Source organism: Streptomyces sp. NPDC003300, from assembly GCF_040610915.1.
Lineage (GTDB): Bacteria > Actinomycetota > Actinomycetes > Streptomycetales > Streptomycetaceae > Actinacidiphila.
On record NZ_JBEXNE010000044.1, the window covers coordinates 23,627 to 47,481 of the forward strand.

At 72.2% G+C, this 23,855-nt stretch carries 23 protein-coding genes and 1 pseudogene; 10 read left to right on the forward strand and 14 right to left on the reverse strand.

Translation table 11 applies throughout. The features are described from left to right. Positions 1 to 353: 353 nt before the first annotated feature. Positions 354 to 1,337, reverse strand: coding sequence for a tetratricopeptide repeat protein (locus ABZX65_RS34955; RefSeq protein ID WP_355349619.1), 984 nt, complete (start codon positions 1,335 to 1,337; stop codon positions 354 to 356). 227 nt (positions 1,338 to 1,564) lie between these two features. Here ABZX65_RS34955 and ABZX65_RS34960 point away from each other — a divergent pair, with 227 nt between their 5' ends. Beyond that, positions 1,565 to 2,212: a TetR/AcrR family transcriptional regulator gene (locus ABZX65_RS34960; protein WP_355349622.1), complete on the forward strand. Its 648-nt coding sequence runs from the start codon at positions 1,565 to 1,567 to the stop codon at positions 2,210 to 2,212. A gap of 39 nt (positions 2,213 to 2,251) precedes the next feature. On the opposite strand, the gene ABZX65_RS34965 is transcribed toward ABZX65_RS34960, so the two are convergent. The 8 genes from ABZX65_RS34965 to murJ all read right to left on the reverse strand — a co-directional run bounded on the left by ABZX65_RS34965 (position 2,252) and on the right by murJ (position 10,320). Then, positions 2,252 to 2,443, reverse strand: coding sequence for a DUF397 domain-containing protein (locus tag ABZX65_RS34965; RefSeq protein ID WP_355349625.1), 192 nt, complete (start codon positions 2,441 to 2,443; stop codon positions 2,252 to 2,254). A gap of 153 nt (positions 2,444 to 2,596) precedes the next feature. Next, positions 2,597 to 4,297: a methylmalonyl-CoA mutase family protein gene (locus tag ABZX65_RS34970; RefSeq protein WP_355349628.1), complete on the reverse strand. Its 1,701-nt coding sequence runs from the start codon at positions 4,295 to 4,297 to the stop codon at positions 2,597 to 2,599. Positions 4,298 to 4,486: 189 nt separating this feature from the next. Next, on the reverse strand, positions 4,487 to 4,828 hold the full coding sequence (locus ABZX65_RS34975) for a DUF3817 domain-containing protein (RefSeq protein ID WP_355349631.1): 342 nt from the start codon (positions 4,826 to 4,828) through the stop codon (positions 4,487 to 4,489). Positions 4,829 to 4,906: 78 nt separating this feature from the next. Beyond that, complete coding sequence (locus tag ABZX65_RS34980) at positions 4,907 to 5,416, reverse strand: MarR family transcriptional regulator (RefSeq protein WP_188282203.1); 510 nt, start codon at positions 5,414 to 5,416, stop codon at positions 4,907 to 4,909. Between the two features lie 46 nt (positions 5,417 to 5,462). Beyond that, complete coding sequence (locus ABZX65_RS34985; protein ID WP_355349635.1) at positions 5,463 to 6,734, reverse strand: Ig-like domain-containing protein; 1,272 nt, start codon at positions 6,732 to 6,734, stop codon at positions 5,463 to 5,465. A 144-nt stretch (positions 6,735 to 6,878) separates the two neighbouring features. Next, positions 6,879 to 7,925: a hypothetical protein gene (locus tag ABZX65_RS34990; protein ID WP_355349638.1), complete on the reverse strand. Its 1,047-nt coding sequence runs from the start codon at positions 7,923 to 7,925 to the stop codon at positions 6,879 to 6,881. Next, complete coding sequence (locus ABZX65_RS34995; RefSeq protein WP_355349641.1) at positions 7,918 to 8,589, reverse strand: SigE family RNA polymerase sigma factor; 672 nt, start codon at positions 8,587 to 8,589, stop codon at positions 7,918 to 7,920. Before ABZX65_RS34995 ends, ABZX65_RS34990 begins: the two co-directional genes overlap by 8 nt. Positions 8,590 to 8,631: 42 nt before the next feature. Beyond that, complete coding sequence (gene murJ, locus ABZX65_RS35000; RefSeq protein WP_355349674.1) at positions 8,632 to 10,320, reverse strand: murein biosynthesis integral membrane protein MurJ; 1,689 nt, start codon at positions 10,318 to 10,320, stop codon at positions 8,632 to 8,634. Between the two features lie 338 nt (positions 10,321 to 10,658). On the opposite strand from murJ, the gene ABZX65_RS35005 reads away from it, so the two are divergent. Next, entirely contained in the window at positions 10,659 to 11,774 is a 1,116-nt protein-coding gene (locus tag ABZX65_RS35005; RefSeq protein WP_355349677.1) for a peptidoglycan bridge formation glycyltransferase FemA/FemB family protein, read from the forward strand. Between the two features lie 91 nt (positions 11,775 to 11,865). Here ABZX65_RS35005 and ABZX65_RS35010 read toward each other — a convergent pair whose 3' ends face one another. Continuing rightward, complete coding sequence (locus ABZX65_RS35010) at positions 11,866 to 13,212, reverse strand: MFS transporter (protein ID WP_355349644.1); 1,347 nt, start codon at positions 13,210 to 13,212, stop codon at positions 11,866 to 11,868. A 70-nt stretch (positions 13,213 to 13,282) separates the two neighbouring features. Here ABZX65_RS35010 and ABZX65_RS35015 point away from each other — a divergent pair, with 70 nt between their 5' ends. Further along, on the forward strand, positions 13,283 to 14,269 hold the full coding sequence (locus ABZX65_RS35015) for a DUF5937 family protein (RefSeq protein ID WP_355349647.1): 987 nt from the start codon (positions 13,283 to 13,285) through the stop codon (positions 14,267 to 14,269). Between the two features lie 85 nt (positions 14,270 to 14,354). Here the strand turns inward: ABZX65_RS35015 and ABZX65_RS35020 are convergent, their stop codons facing one another. Both ABZX65_RS35020 and ABZX65_RS35025 read right to left on the reverse strand, forming a co-directional pair. Beyond that, the gene (locus ABZX65_RS35020; protein ID WP_189873200.1) at positions 14,355 to 14,648 is read right to left on the reverse strand and encodes an MTH1187 family thiamine-binding protein; all 294 of its coding nucleotides are present in this window, start codon (positions 14,646 to 14,648) and stop codon (positions 14,355 to 14,357) included. Continuing rightward, the gene (locus tag ABZX65_RS35025; RefSeq protein ID WP_188281912.1) at positions 14,645 to 14,989 is read right to left on the reverse strand and encodes a DUF3817 domain-containing protein; all 345 of its coding nucleotides are present in this window, start codon (positions 14,987 to 14,989) and stop codon (positions 14,645 to 14,647) included. Before ABZX65_RS35025 ends, ABZX65_RS35020 begins: the two co-directional genes overlap by 4 nt. Before the next feature lie 210 nt (positions 14,990 to 15,199). On the opposite strand from ABZX65_RS35025, the gene ABZX65_RS35030 reads away from it, so the two are divergent. From ABZX65_RS35030 to ABZX65_RS35050, 5 genes are read left to right on the forward strand one after another with little or no spacing between them, the layout of a single operon-like run. Beyond that, positions 15,200 to 16,024 carry a DUF2127 domain-containing protein gene (locus tag ABZX65_RS35030; protein WP_355349651.1) on the forward strand — a complete coding sequence of 275 codons (825 nt, stop codon included), beginning with the start codon at positions 15,200 to 15,202 and terminating at the stop codon, positions 16,022 to 16,024. A 6-nt stretch (positions 16,025 to 16,030) separates the two neighbouring features. Beyond that, positions 16,031 to 16,669, forward strand: coding sequence for an AIM24 family protein (locus ABZX65_RS35035; RefSeq protein WP_355349653.1), 639 nt, complete (start codon positions 16,031 to 16,033; stop codon positions 16,667 to 16,669). Next, entirely contained in the window at positions 16,669 to 17,319 is a 651-nt protein-coding gene (locus ABZX65_RS35040) for an AIM24 family protein (RefSeq protein ID WP_355349656.1), read from the forward strand. Before ABZX65_RS35035 ends, ABZX65_RS35040 begins: the two co-directional genes overlap by 1 nt. 11 nt (positions 17,320 to 17,330) lie before the next feature. Then, complete coding sequence (locus ABZX65_RS35045; RefSeq protein ID WP_355349680.1) at positions 17,331 to 18,098, forward strand: AIM24 family protein; 768 nt, start codon at positions 17,331 to 17,333, stop codon at positions 18,096 to 18,098. Between the two features lie 55 nt (positions 18,099 to 18,153). Continuing rightward, on the forward strand, positions 18,154 to 18,642 hold the full coding sequence (locus ABZX65_RS35050; protein WP_355349659.1) for a MarR family transcriptional regulator: 489 nt from the start codon (positions 18,154 to 18,156) through the stop codon (positions 18,640 to 18,642). A gap of 50 nt (positions 18,643 to 18,692) precedes the next feature. On the opposite strand, the gene meaB is transcribed toward ABZX65_RS35050, so the two are convergent. Continuing rightward, positions 18,693 to 19,667 carry a methylmalonyl Co-A mutase-associated GTPase MeaB gene (gene meaB, locus ABZX65_RS35055; RefSeq protein ID WP_355349662.1) on the reverse strand — a complete coding sequence of 325 codons (975 nt, stop codon included), beginning with the start codon at positions 19,665 to 19,667 and terminating at the stop codon, positions 18,693 to 18,695. 95 nt (positions 19,668 to 19,762) lie between these two features. Then, complete coding sequence (locus tag ABZX65_RS35060) at positions 19,763 to 20,962, reverse strand: acetyl-CoA C-acetyltransferase (protein ID WP_355349665.1); 1,200 nt, start codon at positions 20,960 to 20,962, stop codon at positions 19,763 to 19,765. A gap of 140 nt (positions 20,963 to 21,102) precedes the next feature. Here ABZX65_RS35060 and mce point away from each other — a divergent pair, with 140 nt between their 5' ends. Together mce and ABZX65_RS35070 are read left to right on the forward strand one after the other, a co-directional pair. After that, complete coding sequence (mce, locus tag ABZX65_RS35065; RefSeq protein ID WP_355349668.1) at positions 21,103 to 21,573, forward strand: methylmalonyl-CoA epimerase; 471 nt, start codon at positions 21,103 to 21,105, stop codon at positions 21,571 to 21,573. A 237-nt stretch (positions 21,574 to 21,810) separates the two neighbouring features. Then, a pseudogene (locus tag ABZX65_RS35070) lies at positions 21,811 to 23,855 on the forward strand (hypothetical protein); the annotation flags it as partial.

Below are 23,855 nucleotides of genomic sequence, written 5' to 3' on the forward strand. Positions count from 1 at the left end.
CTGTGGCAACGGACCGAGCTTGGCCGATCGTGGTCCATTCGGGCGCGCCGCACAAGGGGCTCATTACTAGCGAGTAACGGATGGGTGTCGCGGCCGTGCGCCCCGGACGGGGCGATTTCACGCAGAGTGAGGAAGACCGGGGCAGGTAAATCCGACATAAAGAACATCAGCGGTCGAAACGGAGCTGATTTCTTACCGGAGGTAACGGCGACCGCCCATTGTCACGGTTTGATAAAGTGCGGTCGCCGTATCGCTAAATCTCTGAGTAAAACCGAGGCGGGCACTCGGGGAACCGGCGGTAACTGACCGCACGGTCAGCTCGGCGGAGCGTCCCGTTCAGCCGCCCGGCCGCCTCAGAAGAGGACTCTGATCAGCGCCGTACGCGCGGCGACCACCCGGGGGTCGTCGGGGCCGATGACCTCGAACAGCTCCAGCAGCCGTACGCGGACCGCGTCGCGGTCGTCGCCCGCGGTGCGGCGCACGGTGTCCACCAGACGCGAGAAGGCGTCCTCCACATGACCGCCCACCAGATCGAGGTCGGCGGCGGCGAGCTGCGCGGTGACGTCGGAGGGTGACGCGGCGGCGGCCTCGCGGACCGCCTGCTGGTCGGCGCCCTGTACGCGGTCGAGCAGCTCGGCCTGGGCCAGGCCCAGCTTGGCCTCGGCGTTGCCCGGCTCGTCGGAGAGCACATTGCGGTACGCCTGGATGGCGCCGCCCAGGTCACCGGCGTCCAGCGCGTCGTGCGCGGCGGACAGCGCCAGCTCCTGCGGGGTGGCCGGGCGCGGGGGCGCCTCGGCGGCCGGGGCCGCGCCCTGGGCGGCGGCGTCCGTGTCGACCTCGGGGCCGACGATGCCGAAGCGCTGCTCGGCGACGGCGATCAACTGGTCCAGCACTTCGGTGATCTGGTCCTCGGGCGCGCTGCCCTGGAAGAGCGGCATGGCCTGCCCGGCCAGCACCGCGAAGACCGCGGGCACTCCCTGGACACCGAACTGCTGGAAGAGCATCTGGTTGGCGTAGACCTCGGCGGTGGCGAGGACGAAGCGCCCGCGGTACTCGGCGGTGAGCCGTTCCAGTACCGCGTTGAGCTGCTTGCTCGCGTCGGCCTGGTCGGCCCAGAAGCTGATGACGACCGGGACTTCGGCGGAGCGCTGGAGGACGTCGCTCTCGAAGGTCTCCTCGGTCACCTCGATGACGAGCGGCGAAGCGGTGTGGGCGTCGGCGTTCGCGGGGTCCTGCCGCTGCGCCCTGGCCTGCTCGGCCTTCACCTTGGCCTCACCGGCCGCCTTCACCGCGGCGAGGTCGACCACGCCGCTCATGGACATGTTCCGTGGCTGCATGAGGTCAATCCTCCCCCCTACCGGAGCCGATCGTGCACAGACCCCGGATAGACCCCGGATCTGGTGGTGCTGAGCGGTGCTGTCGGTACGGATCCCCATCCGCACCCGTGGTTGTCGCACGTTTCGCTACGGGTCGTAGCGTAACTGCCCTGAGCTGCCCGGCGGAAGCCGCCCGATGTGATACCGGTCACTCGTCACGTAACCTACCGGCCGGTATGGTCCGCCTTATGGAGCCGCTCGTGGAGCCCCCCGCCCCTCACAGACGCACCGGCCGCCCGCGAAGTGCCGAGGCGGACCGCGCGATCCTCGGCGCCACCCGCGAGGCGCTGGTCGAACTGGGCTGGGGAAAGCTGACGCTGAGCGACGTGGCGGCCCGCGCGGGCGTCGCCAAGACCACCCTCTACCGGCGCTGGAACGGCAAGAACGAGCTGGTCGTCGACGCCATCGCCGCCCTGTTCGAGGAGCAGCTCGACCTCCCGGACCTCGGCAGCCTGCACGCCGACATCCGCGGCGTGGTCCTGCGCTTCGCCGAACTCCTCAACCGGCCCGCCATCAGAACGGGCCTGATGGCCGTCGTCGCCGAGGCCACCCACGACGACGCCCTGCGGCTGCGCATCCGCGAGGCGATCGTCGACCGCCAGAAGCACCTCGTCCTCCTCGGCCGCCACCGCGCCCAGCAGCGCGGCGAACTCCCCCCGGACCCGCCCGCTCCGTGCGACCCCGCCCTCGCCGGCCGCGACGCCGACCTCATCTTCGACGTCATCGCCGGCACCGTCGTCCACCGCGTGATGGTCAGCGCCGGCCCGGTCGACCCCGACTGGGCCGACCGCCTCGCCCTCCTCCTGACCACCGGCCTCACCGGCGTCAGGAGCTAGGGGCCGGAGCCAGGGGGCCGGAGGCGGCCGGCCCCGGCGTCAGGGGGTCGCGTTCACAGCGCCGCACTCCGGGGTCTCCACGCCTGCCACGAAGTGGTCGAACTCCCCGGCGCGGACGCCCTTGACGAAGGCCTCCCATTTGGCGGGGGTGGTCACGGCCACGATCTCCGGCTGCTCGGTTTCGCGGATGTGAATCATCCCGTCGTCGCCGACGGTCGCTTCAAGGGCCACGAACGTCCTTTCGCTGGAGGGCCGGTGGATTGCGCACGAGATGTCGAGGCTACCCAGCGAACAGCGAACGGAACGGGCCGTGACGACGACGGACTACACGGCGCGCCGGACGGACGACAGGCCACGGCCCGACCGGCGGCGTACCACCGCGGGTCAGAAGCGGGCGGGCTCGGTGTAGGTGCCCCATTCGGCGCGCAGGGCGTCGCAGATCTCGCCGAGGGTGGCCTCGGCGCGGACGGCGTCGAGCATGGGCGGGATCATGTTGGAGCCGTCGCGGGCGGCGGTGAGCATGGCGTCCAGGGCGGTGCGGACGGCGGCGGCGTCGCGGGCGGTACGGCGGGAGGCGAGGTCGCGGACCTGGTCGCGCTCGACCTCGTGGCTGACCCGCAGGATCTCCAGGTCGCCGGTGACGGAGCCGTGGTGCACGTTGACACCGACGACGCGCTTGTCGCCCTTTTCGAGGGAGCGCTGGTACTGGAAGGCGGACTCGGCGATCTCACCGGTGAAGTAGCCGTCCTCGATGCCGCGCAGGATGCCGGAGGTCATCGGCCCGATCGGGTGCTCGCCGCTCGGCACGGCCTTGGCGCCCAGCGCCCTGATCCGGTCGAAGATCTTCTCCGCGTCGGCCTCGATGCGGTCGGTCAGCGCCTCGACGTACCAGGAACCGCCCAGCGGGTCCGCGACGTTGGCGACGCCGGTCTCCTCCATCAGCACCTGCTGCGTGCGCAGCGCGATCTCGGCGGCCTGCTCGCTGGGCAGCGCCAGCGTCTCGTCGAGGGCGTTGGTGTGCAGCGAGTTGGTGCCGCCGAGCACGGCGGACAGCGCCTCGACGGCGGTACGTACGACGTTGTTGTACGGCTGCTGCGCGGTCAGCGACACCCCGGCGGTCTGGGTGTGGAAGCGCAGCCACTGCGCCTTGTCGCTGGTGGCGCCGTACTCGTCGCGCATCCAGCGGGCCCAGATGCGGCGCGCGGCGCGGAATTTGGCGATCTCCTCGAAGAAGTCGAGGTGCGCGTCGAAGAAGAAGGACAGGCCGGGCGCGAAGGTGTTGACGTCCAGGCCGCGCGACAGGCCGAGCTCCACGTAGCCGAAGCCGTCGGCCAGGGTGTACGCCAGCTCCTGCGCGGCCGTCGCCCCGGCCTCGCGGATGTGGTAGCCGGAGACGGACAGCGGCTTGTACGCGGGGATGGAGGCGGCGCAGTGCTCCATCAGGTCGCCGATCAGCCGCAGGTGCGGGGCGGGCTCGAAGAGCCACTCCTTCTGGGCGATGTACTCCTTGAAGATGTCCGTCTGGAGCGTGCCGTTGAGCACGGCCGGGTCGATGCCCTGCCGCTCGGCGGCGACCAGGTACATGCAGAAGACCGGGACGGCGGGTCCGGAGATGGTCATCGAGGTGGTGACGTCGCCGAGCGGGATGTCGTCGAACAGGACCTCCATGTCGGCGGCCGTGTCGATGGCGACACCGCAGTGGCCGACCTCGCCGAGCGAGCGGGGGTCGTCGGAGTCGCGGCCCATCAGGGTCGGCATGTCGAAGGCGACGGAGAGGCCGCCGCCGCCCGCGGCCAGGATCATCTTGTAGCGCTCGTTGGTCTGCCGCGCGTTGCCGAATCCGGCGAACTGCCGGATCGTCCACGTACGCCCCCGGTAGCCGGTCGGGTGCAGTCCGCGTGTGAACGGGTACTCGCCCGGCCAGCCGATCCGCTCGAACCCGGGGACGTCCGCACCCGCCGGCGGGCCGTACACCGGCTCCACGGGGTCGCCCGAGAGCGTGCTGAAGTCGGCCTCCCGCTTACGGGCTGAGTCGTACCGTGCCTGCCAGCGCTGGCGGCCTGTCTCGATGCCTTGGGAGTCCATACCCTTGAATTTACTAGGACGTCCTAGTAAATGTCGATGGGAACACGGCTCACCCTTGGGGTGAGCCGGGTCTCAGAGGGCCGGGGCCCGGGCATGACGGCCTTGACGCGCTCGGGCTTGACGCGCTCGGGCTTGACGGGCGCGGGCTTGACGCGCCCAGGCGGTCGACGGGCTCAGGCGTCGACAGGCTCAGGCGTTGACGGGCTCGGGCTTCTCCGGCTGGATCACCTTCGGCGCCAGCTCACGCGTCACGCGGCGCTCCACGAAGAACGCGGCGGTCGGGACGGTGCCCGCCAGCAGCACCCAGGCCATCCGGCCGATCGGCCACTTCGCCTTGTTGCACAGGTCGAAGGCCATAACGAGGTAAACAACATAGAGCCAGCCGTGGGCGAAGCCCACCGCGCTGGTGAAGGTCCCCGCGCCATTGATGTCGAACACGTACTTGGCGATCACGCCCAGGGTGAGCGCGATCAGCAGCACGCCTGTCACGTAGGCCATCACGCGGTAGCGGGTCAGCACGCTGGATTTCATGGCATCGAGCCTAGCCGCCCCGAAATGCCGGGCTCATCCGGGTCGGGGGACGACGGGACGCGCGCAGTCGACCGCAGGTCAGGACTCCTCGAAGTCGCCCGCCGCTATCCGCAGGGGGCGCAGCAGCGCGAAGATCTCGCCGCACTCCTCCGCGTCGTAGGCGCTGAGGCCGAAGTCCATGGCGACCAGGTCGCGGGTGGCGGACTCGACGATCTCGCGGCCCTTGTCGGTGATCGAGGCGAGGGTGCCGCGGCCGTCGTTGGGGTTGGGGCGCTTGGCGACGAGACCGGCGGAGACCAGCCGGTCCACGGTGTTGGTGACGGACGTCGGGTGCACCATCAGCCGCTCGCCGATCTTGGACATCGGCAGCTCGCCCGCCTTGGAGAAGGTGAGCAGCACCAGCGCCTCGTACCGCGCGAAGGTCAGCCCGTACGGCCTGACCACCGCGTCGACCTGGCCGAGCAGGATCTGCTGGGCGCGCATGATCGAGGTGATGGCACCCATCGAGGGGACCCCGCCCCAGTGCCGGGTCCACAGCTCGTCGGCGCGGGCGATCGGATCGAAGGGCAGGCTCAGCGGCTTTGACACGGCGAAGAGCCTACCCGTCGGTCACATAGTGGGCACAAGTGTCTCGTCAGGCGAGCGCGCTGAGCCGGCGCCACGCGTCCTTGCCGAGGTTCCACTCACCGAAGCCGTTGCCCTTGTCGACGGTGGCGCGCGTGGAGCCCGAGGTGATCACCAGGTCGCCGCGGACCGCCCGGTCGAAGAACCACTTGGCGTCCGCGGTGTGCATGCCGATGCACCCGTGGCTGCCGTTCTGCACGCCCATCATCGCGTCGTTCCAGGGCGCCGCGTGGGTGTACGTGCCGGAGGTGGTGATGTGGACCGCGTACTTCACGTCCTTGTCGTAGAAGTCCGCCGAGTCCTCGGAGGTGGCGATGCCGACCGACGAGGACGTCATCCGCACGGTGGACTGCTTGCTGATCACCACCATCTGCCCGTTCCAGGTGGGGAAGGCGGGCTTGCCGCCGGAGATCTTGAAGTTCTTGACGGTCTTGCCGTTCTCGGTGACCCGCATGGTGTGCGCCTTGAGGTCGACGTACGAGATCCGGGCGGTGCCGATGGTGAACGTGTCGTGGATGTCGCGGCGCAGATAGCGCCCGCCCCCGGTGTCGATGCCGCTGAGCCTGGCGGTCAGCGTGACCTTGGTGTTCGGCGTCCAGTACGCGTCCGGCCGCCAGTCCACCCGCTGGATGCCGGTCAGCGGGTCGGTGATCCAGCCCCAACTGCCCTGGACGGCCGGGCTGGTGGTGACGGTCAGCGCCTTCTCGACCGCCGCCCTGGCCGCCTTGTCGGTGACCGGCTTGTCGAAGGCGAGGGAGACGGGCAGGCCGACGCCGACGACCGCGGTGTTCAGCGGGGTCGGGGTGACGCCGTTGACCTTGGCCGCCGTCAGGGTGCGGAAGGCGCTGGTGGTACGGGTCTGCTTGCCCGCGCTGTCGGCCGCGGTGACCTGGACGGTGTAGGCGGTGCCGGGGGTCATCGTGCGGTCGGAGGTCCAGGTGTGCTTGGCGGCGTCCAGGGCGCCGGTCACCTCGATCGGCGTCACGCCGTCCTTGGACGTGCCCTCCGGGGTCACGGTGACCGTGCCGAGGGTGCCGCCGTCGACGGTGACCTTGACCGGCGCGGCCGGGTCGACGTCCGCGGCGTCCTTGGCCGGTGTGACGGTGATCCGCGCGCCGGAGTCGGCGGACGCGGACCGGCCCGCGCCCTTGCCGTCGGACGAGCCGCCCGCCTTGTCGCCGTCGTGGCCGCCGCACGCGGTGACGCCCATCGCCACGGCCAGCAGGAGGGCGGGCACGGCGAGCGCCCGCGGTCGGGGGTTGCGTATGCGAGTGCGGTACACGGCAGTCGGTTCCTTGTCAGAGGTGGTCGGGGCGAACGGTGGTCGGGGCGAAGAGTGTTCGGATCGGCGGTGATCGGGGCGGCGGTGTTCGGCTCGGCGGCGGGCAGGTCGGCGGCGGATGAGGTCAGGACAGAACGCGGCGGCTCAGCACGACTTCCCGTCGCCGACGAAGCCGCGCGACATCGTGGACCCGCCGCCGACCCCGCTGCCGACCCCGCCGCTGGTGCCGTCGATGGAGACGTCCGGCGGCGACATGGAAGCGCTCGGTCGCGCGCCGGCCTCCGTCAGCCGGTTCAGCGACGCCGCGATGCAGGCGATCGGCTGCGGGTGCTTGTTGGCATAGTCGCTCCCGGAGCCCAGCGGGTTCCCCAGCCCGCGGATCAGCAGCACGGCGAGGTAGGCGCCCTGCCGGTTCATCAGGATCTGCACCCCGGTGCCCGTTCTGCTGCTGCCCTGGTAGGTGACCGGACTGTCGGCGGCCTCACCGGTCGTGCCGAGGTCGGTGGTCAGCTCGACACCGCACGTGTCCTTCACCGCCTCGCCGAACCGTTCCGTCCGGTAGCGGGCGGCCTCGGCGTCGGTGAACGCGTAGAGCAGGTACTCCGCCTCCTCCCCCGCCGACGCGCCGTACAACCGCACCGCGCCGGCCTGTACGTCTCCGGCGGGAGACGGTACCGGGCAGGCCCCCATGAGCTTGAGCGCGGTGCCCGGGGCGAGGGTCTTCCAGGGGGCCACCGGGAAGAACGGCAGGGCGCCGGGCGGCAGCAGCTCGTCGGTGAGGCGGTGGGCCAGGGCGGCCGGGTCGGGCGGCTCCGGCGGGGGCGTGGTGGACGCGACGGTGCCCGGCAGCGCGCCGGTGCCGCGCGGGCCGTCGGAGCCGGGCAGCAACTGCCAGGTGCCGACAGCGACCGCGAGGGCCGCGACCAGCGACACGGCCCCGGTCCTGCGGCGGGCGCGCCGCCGTTCGCCGAGCCTGCGGGCGGCCGGGGCCCCGGCGAGTACGACCAACGGCTCGGTGTCGCGGGCGAGTCCGCGCAGCCGCTCGTCCAGCGGATCGGCGGAGCCCGGGCCGATGTCGGAGTCCGGGCCGATGTCGGTGTCCATGTCGGCGGCGGGGGTGTCGGCGGCGGGGGTGTCGGCGGCGGTGCCGAGGGGGTCGGGACCGGCCGGGCGGCCGAACGGGTCAGCCATGGAGGGGCACCTCCTCGGTGCGGTGGCGCGCCGCACGTGCGTGGCGTGCGTCGTCGGCTGTGGCGGTAGCGGTAGCGGTGGCGGCGTCCCGACCGGCGGGGTCGTGAGCGCCGCGACCGGCGGTGTCGTGGGCGGCGGACGCGGACGCGGCGGGTTCGGGCTCCGCGTCGTCCGCCGGGTCGTCCTTGAGCAGGGCCCCCAGTGCTCTCCTCCCCCGGCTCAGCCGGGTCCGTACGGCGGCGCTGGACACGCCGGTCTGCCGGGCGATCTCCTCCACCGGCAGGTCGAGGAGGTGGTGCATGACCACGGCGGTGCGCTGGTCGTCGCCGAGCGCGCGCAGGGCGTCGATCAGCGCGACCCGGTCGGGTGCGAGCGCCGGGGCGTCGGGCGGCGGCCCGTGCCGGAAGTGCGCGCGCACCCGGTTGCGGGCCTTGCGCCAGGTGCTCACCGCCAGACGTACGGCGACGGTACGCACCCAGGGCGCGGGGTCGCCCTCCGCGGTGAGCTTCGGCCAGCGCTGCCATGCCCTGGCGTACGCCTCCTGCACGGCGTCCTCCGCCTCACCCAGGTCCCCGGTGATCGTGTAGACGACGGCCACCATGCGCTTCGCCGTGGCGGCGTAGAACTGGTCGAAGTCCGCCGCCGGTTCTGGCTGTGCGGTCATGTGGTTCTTCCCTCCCTCAGAACTACACGCGCGGCGGCGGCCTTATGTGACAGGCGGACGGGAGTTTTTTTCCGTGGGCCCCGCGCCGCGCCTCTTGGCAGGCCCTCCCGTGAGCCGCGACACCGGTCCGAGGTCGAGCCCGAGCGGCCGGGCCAGCACCAGCGCGGGCAGGCACAGGGCGGCGGCGCCCAGCAGCAGGCCCGTGAGGTCGCCTGCCGGGCCGCCGCCGAGCCGGGCGGTGACGGCGTGGGCGGTGAGCAGCGCCAGGGCCGCGCCCGGCAGGAAGGCCGCGGTGAGCCGTACGTGGTGGCCCAGGACGCGGGGCCGCCAGCCCAGGCGGCGGCGCAGCAGCGCGGCGGTGGCCAGCAGGCCGACCGTACAGGCGAGCGCGTATCCGGCGGCCATGCCGGTGACCGCCCAGCGGGCCGGGAGCAGCGCGTAACAGGCGGCGGCGCTCGCGGCGTTGACGGCGGCGATGAGGACGTTGAGGAAGAAGGGCGTACGGGTGTCGCCGAGCGCGTAGTAGCCGCGCGCGAGCAGGTACTGGCCCGCGAAGGCGGGCAGGCCGACGGCGAAGGCGACCAGCATCCAGGCGATGGCGCGGGCGTCCGCCTCGCTGGTGGCGCCGTGCTGGAAGACGACGCCGGTGATCTGCGGGGCGAGCGTGAGGAAGGCGAAGACGGCGGGGACGACGGCGGTGCCGGAGACGGTGAGGCCGCGCGTGAGGTCGGCGCCGATCGCCGCGTGGTCGCCGTCGGCCGCGGCCCGGCTCATGCGCGGCAGCAGCGCGGTGGCCAGCGACACGGTGACGATGCCCTGCGGGACGACCCACAGGCTGTACGCGTTGCTGTAGGCGGCGTAGCCGACGCCGGTGGAGTGGCCCGAGGCCAGCGCGCGCAGTCCGGCGGAGGTGGACAGCCGGGTCACCACCCAGTACGCGCCCTGGTTGACCAGGACCAGCAGCAGCGTCCACACGGCGGCCCGCATCGGCTGGGTGAGTCCGGCGCCGCGCCAGTCGAACCGCGGGTGCCAGCGGAAGCCGGTGGCGCGCAGCGACGGCAGCAGCGCGAGGGCCTGCACCGCGATGCCCGCGGTGCTGCCGAGGCCGAGCAGCAGCGCGTCCCGGTGTCCGATGCCCCCGCTCGCGACCGCGAGGTACAGGCCGAAGACGGCGATCACGACGAGGTTGTTGAGCGCCGGGGTCCACATCATGGCGCCGAACCGGTCGCGGGCGCCGAGGACCTGGCCGAGGAGCGTGAACAGGCCGTAGAAGAGGATCTGCGGCAGGCAGTAGCGGGCCAGCGACACGGTCAGGTCGCGCTGGCCGCCGCTGAAGCCGGGCGCGTACGCGCTGACCAGCCAGGGCGCGGCGAGCACAGCGAGGGCGGTGACGGCGAGCAGCGCGACCGCGCACAGGGTGAGCAGCCGGTCGGTGTACGCCTGGCCGCCGTCGGCGTGCTCGCGGGCGGCGCGGACGAGTTCGGGGACGAAGACGGACTGGAGGGCGCCGCCGATCATCAGCGCGTAGATGATGTTGGGCACGGTGTTGGCGACCCCGAAGGCGTCTCCGGCCGCCGCCGTGCCGAGCGCTGCGGTGATCGTCGCCAGCCGCAGGAAGCCGGTGGCGCGGGACACCAGCGACCCGGCCATCATCAGACCGCCGCTGCGCCGCAGGGAGTTGGTGTCGCGGGCGTGCGCCCGCCGCCCCTTGCGGTGCGTGGAGCCGTCCACTGCTGAAGTCACCCGTCGGTCCCCTGTTCACGCTGATCGTCCTGTGCCCGGTACCGGCTGGTCGCGCGGGTCCCCGTCCCCTGGGCAGACGCGCAGTCTGCCCCGGCGGTCACGGCTGACGGAAGTCGCGGGGCGGTACGGCGGGTGTCGGAAAAGTCTCTGTCACCTGACGGCCGCGCCGGGCGTGTCCTTCGTGAGCGGGCCGCCCCGGCCCGCCCCGCAGCGCGGAGGACGACGCCTTGACGATGACCACTCACCAGCGTTCCGGCTCCGGCTCCGACCGCGCCGCGAGCGACAAAGGCACCGGCACCGGCACCGGTGCTCTGCGGCTGCTGCCGATGCCCGCCTCCGCGCACGCCGACTTCGTCCGCCGCCCCGGCCCGTACACCGCGAGCTTCCTCCAGACGCCCGCCTGGGCGCGGGTGAAGTCCGGCTGGCAGGCGGAGAGCTTGGCCTGGCTGGACGAGCACGACCGGCCGGTCGGCTCCGCGCTGGTCCTGTACCGCCAACTGCCGGGCGTACGGCGGTCGTTCGCGTACCTCCCGGAGGGCCCCGCGGTGGACTGGGCCGATCCGCGCCTGGACCGCTGGCTCGACCCGCTGCTGGAACACCTGCGCGGTACGGGGGCGTTCGCGGTACGGATGGGGCCGCCGCTGGCGTACCGGCGGTGGACGGCGCGGACGTTGAAGGACGCGTCGGGCCCCGGGCGCCGGGTCGGCGACGTGCTGCCCGACCTGGTCGAGCCGTTGGGCGCGGCGGTCTCCGACCGGCTGCGCGAGGGCGGTTGGCGGCGCTGCGGCGAGGACGGGCAGGGTGGGGACGCGCAGCCGCGGCTGGTGTTCGAGATACCGCTGGCCGGGCGCGGTCTGGACGACCTGTGGACCGGCCTCAACCAGGAGTGGCGGCGCAACGTGAAGAAGGCCGCCAAGTGCGGTGTGCGCACGGGTGTCGAGGGCCCGGAGGCGCTGCCGGCCTTCCACGAGCTGCTGCGGGTCACCGAGGCCCGCGACGGCTTCGACCTCGGCCGGTCGCTGGACTACTACCGGCGGCAGTACGAGGCGCTCAACGCCGAGGAGCCGGGCCGCATGCGGCTGTACACCGCGCGGCACGAGGGCGAACTCCTCGCCGCGCACACGCTGTTGACCGCGCCGGACGGCGGCCGGGTCTGGTACCAGACGGGTGCCTCGGCCGACCACCGCCGCGAGGTGCGGCCGAGCAACGCGCTCCAGTGGCGGATGCTGTGCGACGCGCAGGCGATGGGCGCGGCGGTCTACGACATGCGCGGGGTGCCCGACGGCCTCGACCCTGCGGCGCGCGCCTACGGGCTGCTGCGCTGGAAGTTGGGCACCGGCGGGGAGGCGGTGGAGACGGTGGGCGAGTGGGAGCTGCCGCTCCAGGGCGCGGTCAACAAGACGCTGCACCGGGCGATGCACGCGTATCTGACCCGGCGCTGAACGCTCGGGGGCCACGGGCTGACAAATTCACGGGCTCACGGGCCCACGGGCTCACGGGCTCAACGCGTAGCCCCGAAAGGGCCGTTGCCGCTCAGGCGGGGCTGGCCGCGGCGCCCATCGGCTGCGTACGGCGTACCGACCGCAGCACGGGCACGACGCTGAGCGTGCCGAGTATCCCCGCGCCCGCGATCACCGCGTAGGGCGGCACCCACTCCGCGACGGCGCCGCCGACCGTCATGCCGACGCCCTGGAGCGTCATGATCCCCGCGCCGAGCAGCGACATGGCCCGGCCGCGCATGTCCTCGGGCACGTCGTGCACGAACCACTTGTCGATGCCGAGCGCGTACGCGGTGGTGACCCCGGTGATCAGCAGCAGCACGATCGCCAGCGGCAGCGAGGGGTGCACGAGGAAGCAGACGAAGGGCAGCATCGAGACGGCGGCGAGCGGGATGGCGATCCGTTCGCGGGCGGACGGGGTGAGCAGCGTGCCCGCCAGCACCTCGCCGACGACGGTGCCCGCGGGCATCGCGGCGAGCAGGATGCCGAAGCCCGCGGAGCCCGCGCCCGCCGCGTCCGCGTAGGGCGCGGCGACGCCCTCGGCGACGACGCAGAACATCGGCGGCACCCACCACATGAGCATCAGCGAGCGGATTCGCGCGTTGCGGAACAGCCGCCCCGCGGAGCCGATCGAGTCGCGCATCATGGCGCCGGTCCCGGTGACCCGGGCGGGCCGGTCGCGGGTGCCGAAGCGCAGCAGCAGCGCGGAGCTGAGGAAGGTGCCGATCGTCACCAGCAGCGCGGCGCGCGGCGACAGCCACACCAGGACGAGACCGCCGATTCCGTAGCCGATGATCTGCGAGCTCTGGCCGACGATCCGCACCAGGGAGCGGCCGAGCACGAAGACGTCGCCGTGGAGGATGTCGGCCAGGCTGGCGGCCCTCGTGCCGGTGAACAGCGGCGTGATCATCGAGACGGACACGCGTAGCACGAAGAGAAGGGCGAGCGGCGTGGCCGGCACGGCCATCACCGCGACGAAGGCCGCGCAGAGCAGATCGCAGGCCACCAGGACACGGCGGGTGGGGTACCGGTCGGAGATTCCGGACAGCAGGATGCCGCTGAGCGCGTAGGGCAGGAAACCGAGCGCGAAGATCAGCGCGGTGAGGACGGCGGAGCCGGTCTGCCGGAAGACGAGGACGGCCAGCGAGACCTCGGCGAAGACGCTGCCGAGGACGGACAGGACATGCGCGGCGAAGATCGGGCGGAATTCCCTGACCGCGAAAACGGCACCGTAGCCGGTGGGGGTGCTGTCGCCGGGGGCGGTCGCGCCGCTGGTAGGAGGCGTGCCGTCGCCCTTCCCGTGGGTGGTGGGAGCGGGCTGCGAACCGGTCGGCGATGGGGTGCGTCCACCTGGTGGGGGGTGCTCGCTGTCCGTTGTCATGACATCACCCTGGTGGCATGAGCACTGCATATCGTAGTGTTTCGGACTGAGCCGAATCTTGGGGGTCGTGATGTCGTTTCGTATGCGATTTGCGGCTGAGGACCTTCTGCGGTGCCGCTTCGCCATCTCACCGCTGCGGGAGACCCAGGGGGCGATACGTACCCTGTCCCGGCCGGACCGACACGGCTACCACCTGCCCTGGTTGCGGCAGGTCAGGGCCGCCGCGGCCGGTCTCGACCTGGCTCCGCTGTGGCTGCTGGCACCGGATCACGGGCACCCCCCGGACTTTCTGCACCCCCCGCCCCAGGCGCCCCTGGGCACCCTGGACGACGAACTCGACGTCGTACGGGCCACGGACCCGGACGAGGCGCACCGCCAGATCCAGGCCGCGCTGGCCCAGACCCCGGGCGCGGAGCACGGCAAGCGGGGCCGCGCGATGCTCGCCGATCCGGCCGGAACCGTACGGCAGTTGGCCGGTTTGTACGAGCATGTGTGGGCTGCCCTGCTCGCCCCGCACTGGCCCCGGCTGCGGGCGGTGCTCGAGGCGGACATCGCCTATCACGCGCGGCGGCTGGCGGACGGCGGCATGCAGCGGCTGTTCACCGCGCTGCACCCGAAGCTGAGCTGGTCGGAGGGCGCGCTGACGGCGGCGGGGCACACCTCGCACCTGCCGGATCTCAGCGGCCAGGGGCTGGTGCTGGTGCCCAGCGTCTTCTTCTGGCCCGAGGCGGGCAACGCCTTCGACCCGCCCTGGCAGCCCACCGTCGTCTATCCGGCACGCGGCATCGGCGGGCTGTGGGCCGAGACCGGGCCGACCGCGTCCGCCGCGATGATCGCGCTGCTCGGCGCCAACCGGGCCGCGATCCTCAGCGACCTCGACGCGCCCAGCACCACGACGGCGCTGGCCCACCGGCACGCCCTCGCGCTGTCGTCGGTCTCCGCGCATCTGGCGGTGCTGCGCGACGCGGGTCTGCTGGCGTCCCGGCGCTACGGGCACCAGGTGCTGTACGAACGGACGCCGCTGGGGATCGCGCTCACGACCGGCGGGCTGTTCTGAGCGCGCGCGGGACAACGGGCCGCTGACGGCGCCCGCCGCCATCCGGGCGTCCGCCATTGCGGCACTCCGCCGCCCCGCCGCTCCGCTACTCGGAGAGGTGGCGCTCCACCGTCTCGACCTTCGAGGTCAGTCCGTCCGTCACGCCCGGCCTGATGTCGGCCTTGAGGACCAGCGACACCCGGGGCGCACGCGCCTCGACCGCGGCGACGGCCCGCCGTACGACGTCCATCACCTCGTCCCACTCCCCCTCGACGGAGGTGAACATCGCGTCCGTACGGTTCGGCAGCCCGGACTCGCGGACCACGCGGACGGCGTCGGCCACGTACTCGCCGACGTCCTCGCCGACGCCCAGCGGGGTGACGGAGAAGGCGACGATCATGCGCCGACCGCCTCGCCCTGAGCGCCGCGCGCGGCCACGACCGACTCCTCGGACTCGCGGCGCAGCATCCGCTCGGCGAAGAAGCCGCCGGTGGGCAGGACGGACAGCACGAAGAAGAGGGCGCCGCGGGCCGGCGACCACTTGGCGCGGCGCCAGGCGTCCGCCCAGAAGACGACGTAGAGGACGAACAGGACTCCGTGCACCATGCCCATGACGGGCACCGCGTTGAAGTCGGTGGTCCGCTTGAGCACCGAGCAGACCATCAGCAGCAGGAACGACACCGCTTCCGGGGCGGAGATCAGACGGAGTCTGCGCAGGGCGGTGGCGGTCTTCAGGTCCACGAGAACCTCACTGTCGGTGACGGGAAACAGGCTTGTGAACGTGATCACAAGACCACCCCATTATCACCGGCCCGTATCGATGGTCCGCCCCGGGGGTAGGAAACCGCGGGACGGGCGATAGCGTCCCTGTCCACGACACGACCCGTACGCACCACCCGCACGACGTGATCCGCACGACCTGACCGACCACCCAACGGGGACCGAGACACGATGACGATGGACTGGGACCGGCGGCACTGCGCCCGCAAGGGGCACATCACCTACGCGCCCGACGAGAACCACCTGCGGCAGAAGCTGCACGCGAGCACCGCCGTCGGCACGGTGTGGCGCTGTCTGCGCTGCGGGGACTTCGTCCTCGGCGACCCGCACGGCGCCGGCCCCGCCGACCGCGCCCCCGAGGTGCCGCGCGGCCGGGCGCTGCGCGACCTGTTCATCCTGCGCTTCCTGGCCGTCGAGCGAATCCTGCGCGGCCTGCTGGTCCTGATCGCCGCCTGGGCGGTCTGGCGGTTCAGCAACTCGCAGAACGCGGTGCGCGACCTGTTCGAGAAGGACCTCACCGTCTTCAAGCCGGTCGCCGAGCACTTCCACTACGACCTGGACCACTCGCCGGTCGTCGACACCATCCGCAAGACGTTCGACTACAAGCACTCCACCCTCCAGCTCGTCGCCGCGCTGCTGCTGGCGTACGCGCTGATCGAGATCATCGAGGGCTTCGGCCTGTGGTGGGGCAAGCGCTGGGCGGAGTATCTGGCGGTGGTGGCGACCGCCGCGTTCCTGCCGATCGAGGGCTACGAGCTGACCGAGCGGGTCAGTTGGTTCAAGGTCGCCACGATCACGCTCAATGTGCTGGCCGTCCTCTACATCCTGCTCGGCAAGCGGCTGTTCGGGCTGCGCGGCGGCCACAAGGCGTTCGAGGCCGAGCGCCGGAGCGCGTCGCTGCTGGAGGTCGAGGAGGCCGCGGGCGAGGTGCCGGGCGACCACGCGCCCAAGCCGCCGCTGCCGGTGCGGCAGCGGTCCACAGCGGACGGCGTCTGATCCGCGATGCCACGCTTCCGGCTCCAGGGCACCCGGGTGCTCGCCGTGGACCTCACCGGCGACACCGTCAAGGCGAAGAACGGCGCGATGGTCGCCTATGAGGGCGAGATGACGTTCAAGAAGATGACCGGCGGCGGCGAGGGCCTGCGCGGCCTGGTCACCCGCCGGATCACCGGTGAGTCGATGGCCGTCATGGAGGTGAAGGGGCACGGCACGTGCTACTTCGCCGACCGGGCCACCGAGATCAATCTGGTCCGGCTGAACGGCGAGAAGCTGTACGTCGAGGCGAGCAATCTGCTGGCCACCGACTCCGCGCTGCGCACCGGCACCACCTTCACCGGGCTGCGCGGCGCCTCGCAGGGCAACGGCCTGTTCACCACGACCGTCGAGGGCACCGGGCAGGCGGCCGTGATGTCCGACGGGCCCGCGATCGTGTTGCGGGTGTCGGCCGCGACGCCGCTGATCGTGGACCCGGGCGCGTACATCGCGCACACCGGGAATCTGCGGCAGCAGCTCCAGCAGTCGGTGGGCTGGCGCACGGTGATCGGCGAGGGGTCGGGCGAGAGCTTCCAGATCCGCTTCGAGGGCGAGGGGCTGGTGTACGTGCAGCCCAGCGAGCGCACCACGATCGGGGGTCAGCTCTGATGCCGTTCACCAGGATCAACTCCAAGATGGTGGAGGCCGCGATCGCCCCGGGCCAGCGGATGTTCAGCCAGCGCGGGGCGATGCTGGCGTACCGCGGGGAGGTCTCCTTCACGCCGAGCATCACCGGCGGGCAGGGCGGTGTGATGTCGATGATCGGCCGCCGGGTCGCCAACGAGGCGACGCCGCTGATGACCATCGAGGGCGACGGCTCGGTGATGTTCGGGCACGGCGGGCACCACATCCACTCCATCGACCTCGCGGGCGAGACGCTGTACGTCGAGGCCGACCGGCTGCTCGCCTTCGACGGCTCGCTCCGGCAGGGCACCATGTTCATGGGTTCGCAGGGCGGTGTCATGGGCGTCATACGCGGTCAGGTCACCGGGCAGGGCCTGTTCACCACCACGCTCCAGGGCAAGGGGTCGGTCGCCGTCATGGCGCACGGCGGTGTCATCGAACTGCCCATCGCCCCGCAGCGCCCGGTGCACGTCGATCCGCAGGCGTATGTCGCCCACCGCGGCGACGTACGCAACAAGCTGTCCGCGGCGCTCGGCTGGCGCGAGATGGTCGGGCGCGGTTCGGGCGAGGCGTTCCAACTGGAGCTGTCCGGGCAGGGAATGGTCTACGTACAGGCGTCGGAGGAGAAGCTGTGAGCGGCGGTCCGATGGGCTGGGGCCCTCCGGGGGGCGGCGCGCCGGGCGACAGCGGCGGGCCCGTGGTGTACGACCCGTACACGCTGCCGGTGAACGACAACGTCAACCCGTACGCCTTCTGCGTGGAGTTGGACGGGCAGTGGTTCCTCCAGAAGGGGAAGATGATCGCCTATTACGGGCAGGTCGACTTCCACGCGATCGGGCACGGCCCGCTGGACCGGCTGGTCGCCACCAGCTTCCACTCGCCGCTGCACGCCGCGGACTGGGTGGTGGCGCAGGGGCGCGGCAAGATGCTGCTCGCCGACCGGTCGTACGACATCAATTCGTACGATCTGGAGGACGGCAATCTGACCATCAGGTCGGGGAATCTGCTGGCCTTCGAGCCCACGCTGGCGCTCAAGCAGTCGATCATTCCCGGCTTTCTGACGCTGATCGGCACGGGGAAGTTCGTGGCCGCGTCGAACGGCGCGGTGCACTTCGTGGAGCCGCCCATCCGGGTCGACCCGCAGGCGCTGGTCGGCTGGGCGGACTGCCCGTCCCCCTGCCACCACTACGACCACGCGTATCTGCGCGGTGTCCTCGGCGGTATCCGCGCGATGACCGGGCTCGGCGGGGCGTCGGGCGAGGAGCACCAGTTCGAGTTCGTCGGCGCGGGGCAGGTGCTGCTCCAGTCCACCGAGACGCTGATGGCCGAGGTCGACACCGGCGGCGTGCCGGGACAGGCCGGACCCGGCGTCCCCGGCGCGGGCGCACCCGGGCAGGGCCGTTTCGGACGGTGACCGTCCCGCTACCCTGACGATCATCCGCGGTGTGACCGCCGGTAGAATTCACTCTATGGAGACCGTGACAGCAGAAGCTGAAAGCGCTACGGCTTGGCTCACCGAGGACGAGCAGCGCGCCTGGCGCATCCATCTGGACGTCAGCCGGCTGCTCATGTACCAACTCGAGCGGGACCTCCAGTCCTTCGGCCTGACCAACAACGACTACGAGATCCTGGTCAACCTCTCCGAGGCCGAGGAGCGGCGGCTGCGCATGAGCGATCTGGCGCGCTCCACGCTCCAGTCCAAGAGCCGCCTCTCGCACCAGATCACCCGCATGGAGGCGGCCGGTCTCGTCCGCCGCGAGAACTGCGAGTCCGACCGCCGCGGTCTCTACGCGGTCCTCACCGACCAGGGCTGGGCCACCATGCGCCAGGTCGCCCCCCGTCATGTCGCCGCGGTCCGCGCGCACTTCATCGACCTCATCGCGCCGGAGGACCTCGCGACCTACCGCCGCGCCATGGCCCCGGTGGCCGACCACCTCCGCACGGTCCGCGAGAAGTAGCCCCGCGGGTCCCAGGGGCTCAGGGGCTCAGCGCCTCAGCGCCTCAGTCCTCAGGAGAGGTCCCGGGGCTCGTTCGAGGTGAGGCCGGCGATCAGTTCGTCGGCCGCCGCGTAGGGGTCGAGGGTGCCGTCGGTGACGCGCTCGGCGAGGGAGTCCAGGCGCTGGTCGCCGCGGAGGTCGCCGATGCGGGAGCGCAGGGCGGTGACGGCGATGTGCTCGACCTCGGTGGCGGCGCGCGCCCGGCGGCGGGTGGCCAGGACGCCGCGCTCCTCCATCCAGGCGCGGTGCTTCTCCAGGGCTTCGACGACTTCGTCGATGCCCTCGCCGCGCGCGGCGACGGTCTTGACGATGGGGGGCCGCCAGTCCCCCGCCTCGCGGGCTTCGCCGAGGCCGAGCATGTGGTTCAGCTCGCGGGCGGTGGCGTCGGCGCCGTCGCGGTCGGCCTTGTTGACCACGTAGACGTCGCCGATCTCCAGGATTCCGGCCTTGGCGGCCTGGATGCCGTCGCCCATGCCGGGGGCGAGCAGCACGACGGAGGTGTCGGCCTGCGCGGCGATCTCGACCTCGGACTGCCCGACGCCGACGGTCTCGACGAGGACGATGTCGCAGCCCGCCGCGTCCAGCACCCGGATGGCCTGGGGGGCGGCCCAGGCGAGGCCGCCGAGGTGGCCGCGGGTGGCCATGGAGCGGATGTAGACGCCGGGGTCGGAGGCGTGCTCCGACATACGGACGCGGTCGCCGAGCAGGGCGCCGCCGGAGAACGGCGACGACGGGTCGACGGCCAGGACGCCGACCCGCTTGCCCGCCTTGCGGTACGCGGTGACCAGCGCCGAGGTCGACGTGGACTTGCCGACGCCCGGCGACCCGGTGAGGCCGACCACGTACGCGCCGCCGGTCAGCGGCGCGAGTGCGGCCATCACCTCGCGGAGTTGCGGGGACGCCCCCTCCACGAGCGAGATCAGCCGGGCCACGGCCCTCGGCCGCCCCTGCCGCGCCTGCTCGACCAAGGTGAGGACGTCCACCACGTCTGTTCGCTCCCTCTTCCCGCTCACTACCGAAAAAGCCCGAAAAGACCCGGGAAGAACCCGGAAAAGCCGTGGCGCCGAAGGGCCGGGGCCCGTCAGTTCCCCGCGACCGTGATGATCAGCGCGTCGCCCTGTCCGCCGCCGCCGCACAGCGCCGCCGCTCCCGTACCGCCGCCGCGCCGCTTCAGTTCGAGGGCCAGGTGCAGCACGATACGTGCTCCCGACATGCCGATCGGGTGGCCCAGGGCGATGGCGCCGCCGTTCACGTTCACCTTTTCAGGGGTGACGCCCAGGTCCTTCATCGACTGGACGGCGACGGCCGCGAACGCCTCGTTGATCTCGATGAGGTCGAGGTCGTCCACGGTCAGGCCCTGCTTGCCGAGCGCGTGCTTGATGGCGTTGGACGGCTGGGACTGGAGCGAGTTGTCCGGGCCGGCGACATTGCCGTGGGCGCCGATCTCGGCGAGCCATTCCAGCCCCAGCTCCTCCGCCTTGGCGCGGCTCATGACGACCACGGCGGCGGCGCCGTCGGAGATCTGCGAGGCCGTACCGGCGGTGATCGTGCCGTCCTTCTTGAAGGCGGGCCGCAGCTTGCCCAGCGACTCGGCGGTGGTCTCGGGGCGGATGCCCTCGTCCTGGCTGAAGACCACCGGGTCGCCCTTGCGCTGCGGGATCTCCACCGGGGTGATCTCGGCGTCGAAGACGCCGTTCTTCTGCGCGGCGGCGGCCCGCTGGTGGGACAGCGCGCCGAACTCGTCCTGCGGGGCGCGCTCGATGCCGAGCCGCCCGTTGTGCGTCTCGGTCGACTCGCCCATCGCGATGTTCTCGAAGGCGTCGGTCAGCCCGTCGTACGCCATCGCGTCCAGCATCTCGATCGCGCCGTACTTGTGTCCCTCGCGGGACTTGGGCAGCAGGTGCGGGGCGTTGGTCATGGACTCCTGGCCGCCCGCGACCACGATGTCGAACTCGCCGGCCCGGATGAGCTGGTCGGCCAGCGCGATGGCGTCGAGGCCGGACAGGCACACCTTGTTGACGGTGAGCGCGGGCACGCTCATCGGGATGCCGGCCTTGACCGCCGCCTGCCGGGCCGGGATCTGGCCCGCGCCCGCCTGGAGCACCTGGCCCATGATCACGTACTGCACCTGGTCGCCGCCGATTCCGGCGCGGTCGAGCGCGGCCTTGATCGCGACACCGCCGAGGTCCGACCCGGAGAAGGTGCGCAGGCTGCCCAGGAGCCTGCCCATCGGGGTTCGGGCACCTGCGACGATCACGGATGTACGCGCCTGGCTGGTCATGGTGCGGCCCCTTCGGCTGAAGAGAGAAGTTAACGAGGGTTATCGTCAATGTACTGAGGGGTAGGCCGCTCGGTCACCCGTCGGAACGTGTGACGGCGCGCACGTTGCGTGACCACATACCGGTGCGGTGCACTGTGTCCATGGCTACTGGGCTGACCCGCATCGACCACATCGGCATCGCCTGCTTCGACCTGGACGCGACCGTCGAGTTCTACCGTGCCACCTACGGCTTCGAAGTGGCGCACAGCGAGGTGAACGAGGAGCAGGGCGTACGCGAGGCCATGCTCAGGATCAACGGCACCTCCGACGGGGGCGCCAGCTACCTCCAGCTCCTGGAGCCCACCCGGGAGGACTCCGCGGTCGGCAAGTGGCTGGCCAAGAACGGCGAGGGCGTGCACCACATCGCCTTCGGCACCGCGGACGTGGACGCCGACTCCGCCGCGATCCGCGACAAGGGCGTACGGGTGCTCTACGACGAGCCGCGCAGGGGCTCGATGGACTCCCGGATCACGTTCCTGCACCCCAAGGACTGCCACGGCGTACTGACCGAGCTGGTCACCTCGGCGGAAAAGACCACGGCAGAGACAGCGAAGGGCTCCCGGGACCACTGACCCAACCCCCGTCCTGCCCGGTAGAGTGACCGGGCCGACCGGGGTGGGCACGCGGGTACGCTCGCGCTCCGCGACGTTGATCTGACACCATTCTTCGTAGAGCTCTGTCTTCAAACGGAGTGACGAGGAATCTCACCCGGTTGGCGGGTGAGTACGCCAGGAGACCGATGGGACCGCGGAGTGCGGGGCAACGACAGCTACCAGGCTGACGACCACCTCTCTCAGCTCGAAGCCGAGATGGAGCGGCTTCGTACCGAGCGGGGCAAGGCCGTCGACCACGCCGACGACCTCGGATACCAGGTCGAGGTGCTGCGCGCCAAGCTGCACGAGGCGCGCCGCAATCTGGCGTCCCGCCCTGCCTACGACAACATCGGCCACCAGGCCGACCAGCTCCTGCGCAACGCCCAGATCCAGGCCGACCAGCTCCGCGCCGACGCCGAGCGCGAGCTGCGCGACGCCCGCGCCCAGACCCAGCGGCTGCTCCAGGAGCAGGCCGAGCACCAGGCCCGCTTTGAGGCGGAGTGGCACGCCGAGGCCATCGCCCGGCGGCGGCAGCTCGACGAGGAGCTGGGCGAGCGCCGCGCGACCGTAGAGACGCACGTCAACGAGAACGTGGCGTGGGCCGAGCAGCTGCGGGCCCGCAGCGAGTCGCAGGCCCGCCGCCTGCTGGACGAGACCCGCGCCGAGTCCGAGGCCGCGCTGGCCGCCGCCCGCGCCGAGGCCACCCGGGTCGCCGAGCAGACCCGCGAGCGGCTGACCTCGGAGGCGCAGGCCGCGCGCAACGAGGCGGAGCAGCTGCTGCGCCGGGCCCGCACCGACGCCGAGCGGCTGCTGACCGCCGCCTCGACGCAGGCGCAGGAGGCCACCAGCGAGGCCGAGCAGCTGCGCACCTCCACCCGCAGCGAGTCCGACGAGGCCAGAAGCCGGGCGATCGAGCTGTCCCGGCTGGCCGAGGAGCGGCTGCGGGAGGCCGACGAGGCGCTGCGCACCGGCCGCGCGGAGGCCGAGCGGCTGCGCGAGGAGGCCACGGCCGGCGCCGCCAAGCGCCTGGCGGCCACCGAGACGGAGAACGAGCAGCGCACCCGTACGGCCAGGGCCGAGATCGCCCGCATGGTCGGCGAGGCCACCAAGCAGGTGGACAGCGCCAAGGCCGAGGCCGAGCAGACCGTCGCCGACGCCCGCGCCGAGGCCGAGCGCATCCGTACCGAGGCGCAGGAGACCGCCCGCGCCGCCGCGTCCGAGGACGCCGCCGCCCAGCTGGCGCAGGCCGCCAGGTCGGCCGAGGAGATCCTGACCAAGGCGTCGGAGGACGCCCGCTCCACCACGAAGTCGGCGGGCGAGGAGGCCGAGCGGATCCGGCGCGAGGCCGAGGCGGAGGCCGAGCGGCTGCGCAGCGAGGCCGAGGCGTCCGCGCAGGAGCTGCGCGGCGCCGCCCAGGACGACACCGAGGAGTACCGGGCCAGGACCGTCGAGCTCCAGGAGGAGGCCAGGCGGCTGCGCGGCGAGGCCGAGCAGCTGCGGGCCGACGCGGTCGCCGAGGGCGAGCGGATCCGCGGTGAGGCCCGCAGGGAGGCCGTCCAGCAGATCGAGGAGGCCGCGAGCCGCGCCGAGGAGCTGCTGGCCAAGGCGAAGGCCGACGGCGACGAGCTGCGGCAGGGCGCGGCCGCCGAGGCCGACCGGATGCGGACCGAGTCCGTCGAGCGGGCCTCCGCGCTGAACACCAAGGCCGAGGAGGCCCTCCAGCACGCCCGCGCCGAGGCCGAGGAGCTGCGCCAGGAGGCGGAGCGGCAGGCCGCGACGGTCAAGGAGGAGGCCGAGCAGGCCGCCGAGCGGCAGCGCACGGAGGGCGAGACGCTCGTCGCCCGGATGCGCGAGGAGGCCGAGACCGACCTGGTACGGCTCCGCGAGGAGGCCGAGGCCCGGCTCGCCGCCGCCGAGCAGTCGCTGCGCGACGCGGACACCGAGGCGGAGCGGCTGCGCCGGGAGGCCGCCGAGGAGGCCGAGCGGCTGCGCCAGGAGACCGCCGAGCGGGTCCGCACCCTCCAGGAGCAGGCCGAGGCCGAGGCGGTACGGCTGCGGGACGAGGCCGCGGCGGACGCGGCGCAGACCCGCGCGGAGGGCGAGAGCGTCGCCGTACGGCTCCAGGCGGAGGCGGCGGCGGAGGCCGAGCAGCGGCGCGCGGAGGCCAAGGAACACGCGGACCGGGTCCGCGCGGAGGCCGCCGCGGCGGCCGAGCGCCTCGGTACGGAGGCCGCGGAGGCGCTGGCCGCCGCGCAGGAGGA

Coding starts and splice junctions, on each gene's coding strand:
- ABZX65_RS34955 (WP_355349619.1), bottom strand. CDS start 1,337: ATGCAGCCACGGAACATGTCCATGAGCGGCGTGGTCGACCTCGCCGCG.
- ABZX65_RS34960 (WP_355349622.1), top strand. CDS start 1,565: ATGGAGCCGCTCGTGGAGCCCCCCGCCCCTCACAGACGCACCGGCCGC.
- ABZX65_RS34970 (WP_355349628.1), bottom strand. CDS start 4,297: ATGGACTCCCAAGGCATCGAGACAGGCCGCCAGCGCTGGCAGGCACGG.
- ABZX65_RS34975 (WP_355349631.1), bottom strand. CDS start 4,828: ATGAAATCCAGCGTGCTGACCCGCTACCGCGTGATGGCCTACGTGACA.
- ABZX65_RS34990 (WP_355349638.1), bottom strand. CDS start 7,925: ATGGCTGACCCGTTCGGCCGCCCGGCCGGTCCCGACCCCCTCGGCACC.
- ABZX65_RS34995 (WP_355349641.1), bottom strand. CDS start 8,589: ATGACCGCACAGCCAGAACCGGCGGCGGACTTCGACCAGTTCTACGCC.
- ABZX65_RS35005 (WP_355349677.1), top strand. CDS start 10,659: ATGCCCGCCTCCGCGCACGCCGACTTCGTCCGCCGCCCCGGCCCGTAC.
- ABZX65_RS35010 (WP_355349644.1), bottom strand. CDS start 13,212: ATGACAACGGACAGCGAGCACCCCCCACCAGGTGGACGCACCCCATCG.
- ABZX65_RS35015 (WP_355349647.1), top strand. CDS start 13,283: ATGTCGTTTCGTATGCGATTTGCGGCTGAGGACCTTCTGCGGTGCCGC.
- ABZX65_RS35020 (WP_189873200.1), bottom strand. CDS start 14,648: ATGATCGTCGCCTTCTCCGTCACCCCGCTGGGCGTCGGCGAGGACGTC.
- ABZX65_RS35030 (WP_355349651.1), top strand. CDS start 15,200: ATGACGATGGACTGGGACCGGCGGCACTGCGCCCGCAAGGGGCACATC.
- ABZX65_RS35035 (WP_355349653.1), top strand. CDS start 16,031: ATGCCACGCTTCCGGCTCCAGGGCACCCGGGTGCTCGCCGTGGACCTC.
- ABZX65_RS35040 (WP_355349656.1), top strand. CDS start 16,669: ATGCCGTTCACCAGGATCAACTCCAAGATGGTGGAGGCCGCGATCGCC.
- ABZX65_RS35045 (WP_355349680.1), top strand. CDS start 17,331: ATGGGCTGGGGCCCTCCGGGGGGCGGCGCGCCGGGCGACAGCGGCGGG.
- ABZX65_RS35050 (WP_355349659.1), top strand. CDS start 18,154: ATGGAGACCGTGACAGCAGAAGCTGAAAGCGCTACGGCTTGGCTCACC.
- ABZX65_RS35060 (WP_355349665.1), bottom strand. CDS start 20,962: ATGACCAGCCAGGCGCGTACATCCGTGATCGTCGCAGGTGCCCGAACC.
- mce (WP_355349668.1), top strand. CDS start 21,103: ATGGCTACTGGGCTGACCCGCATCGACCACATCGGCATCGCCTGCTTC.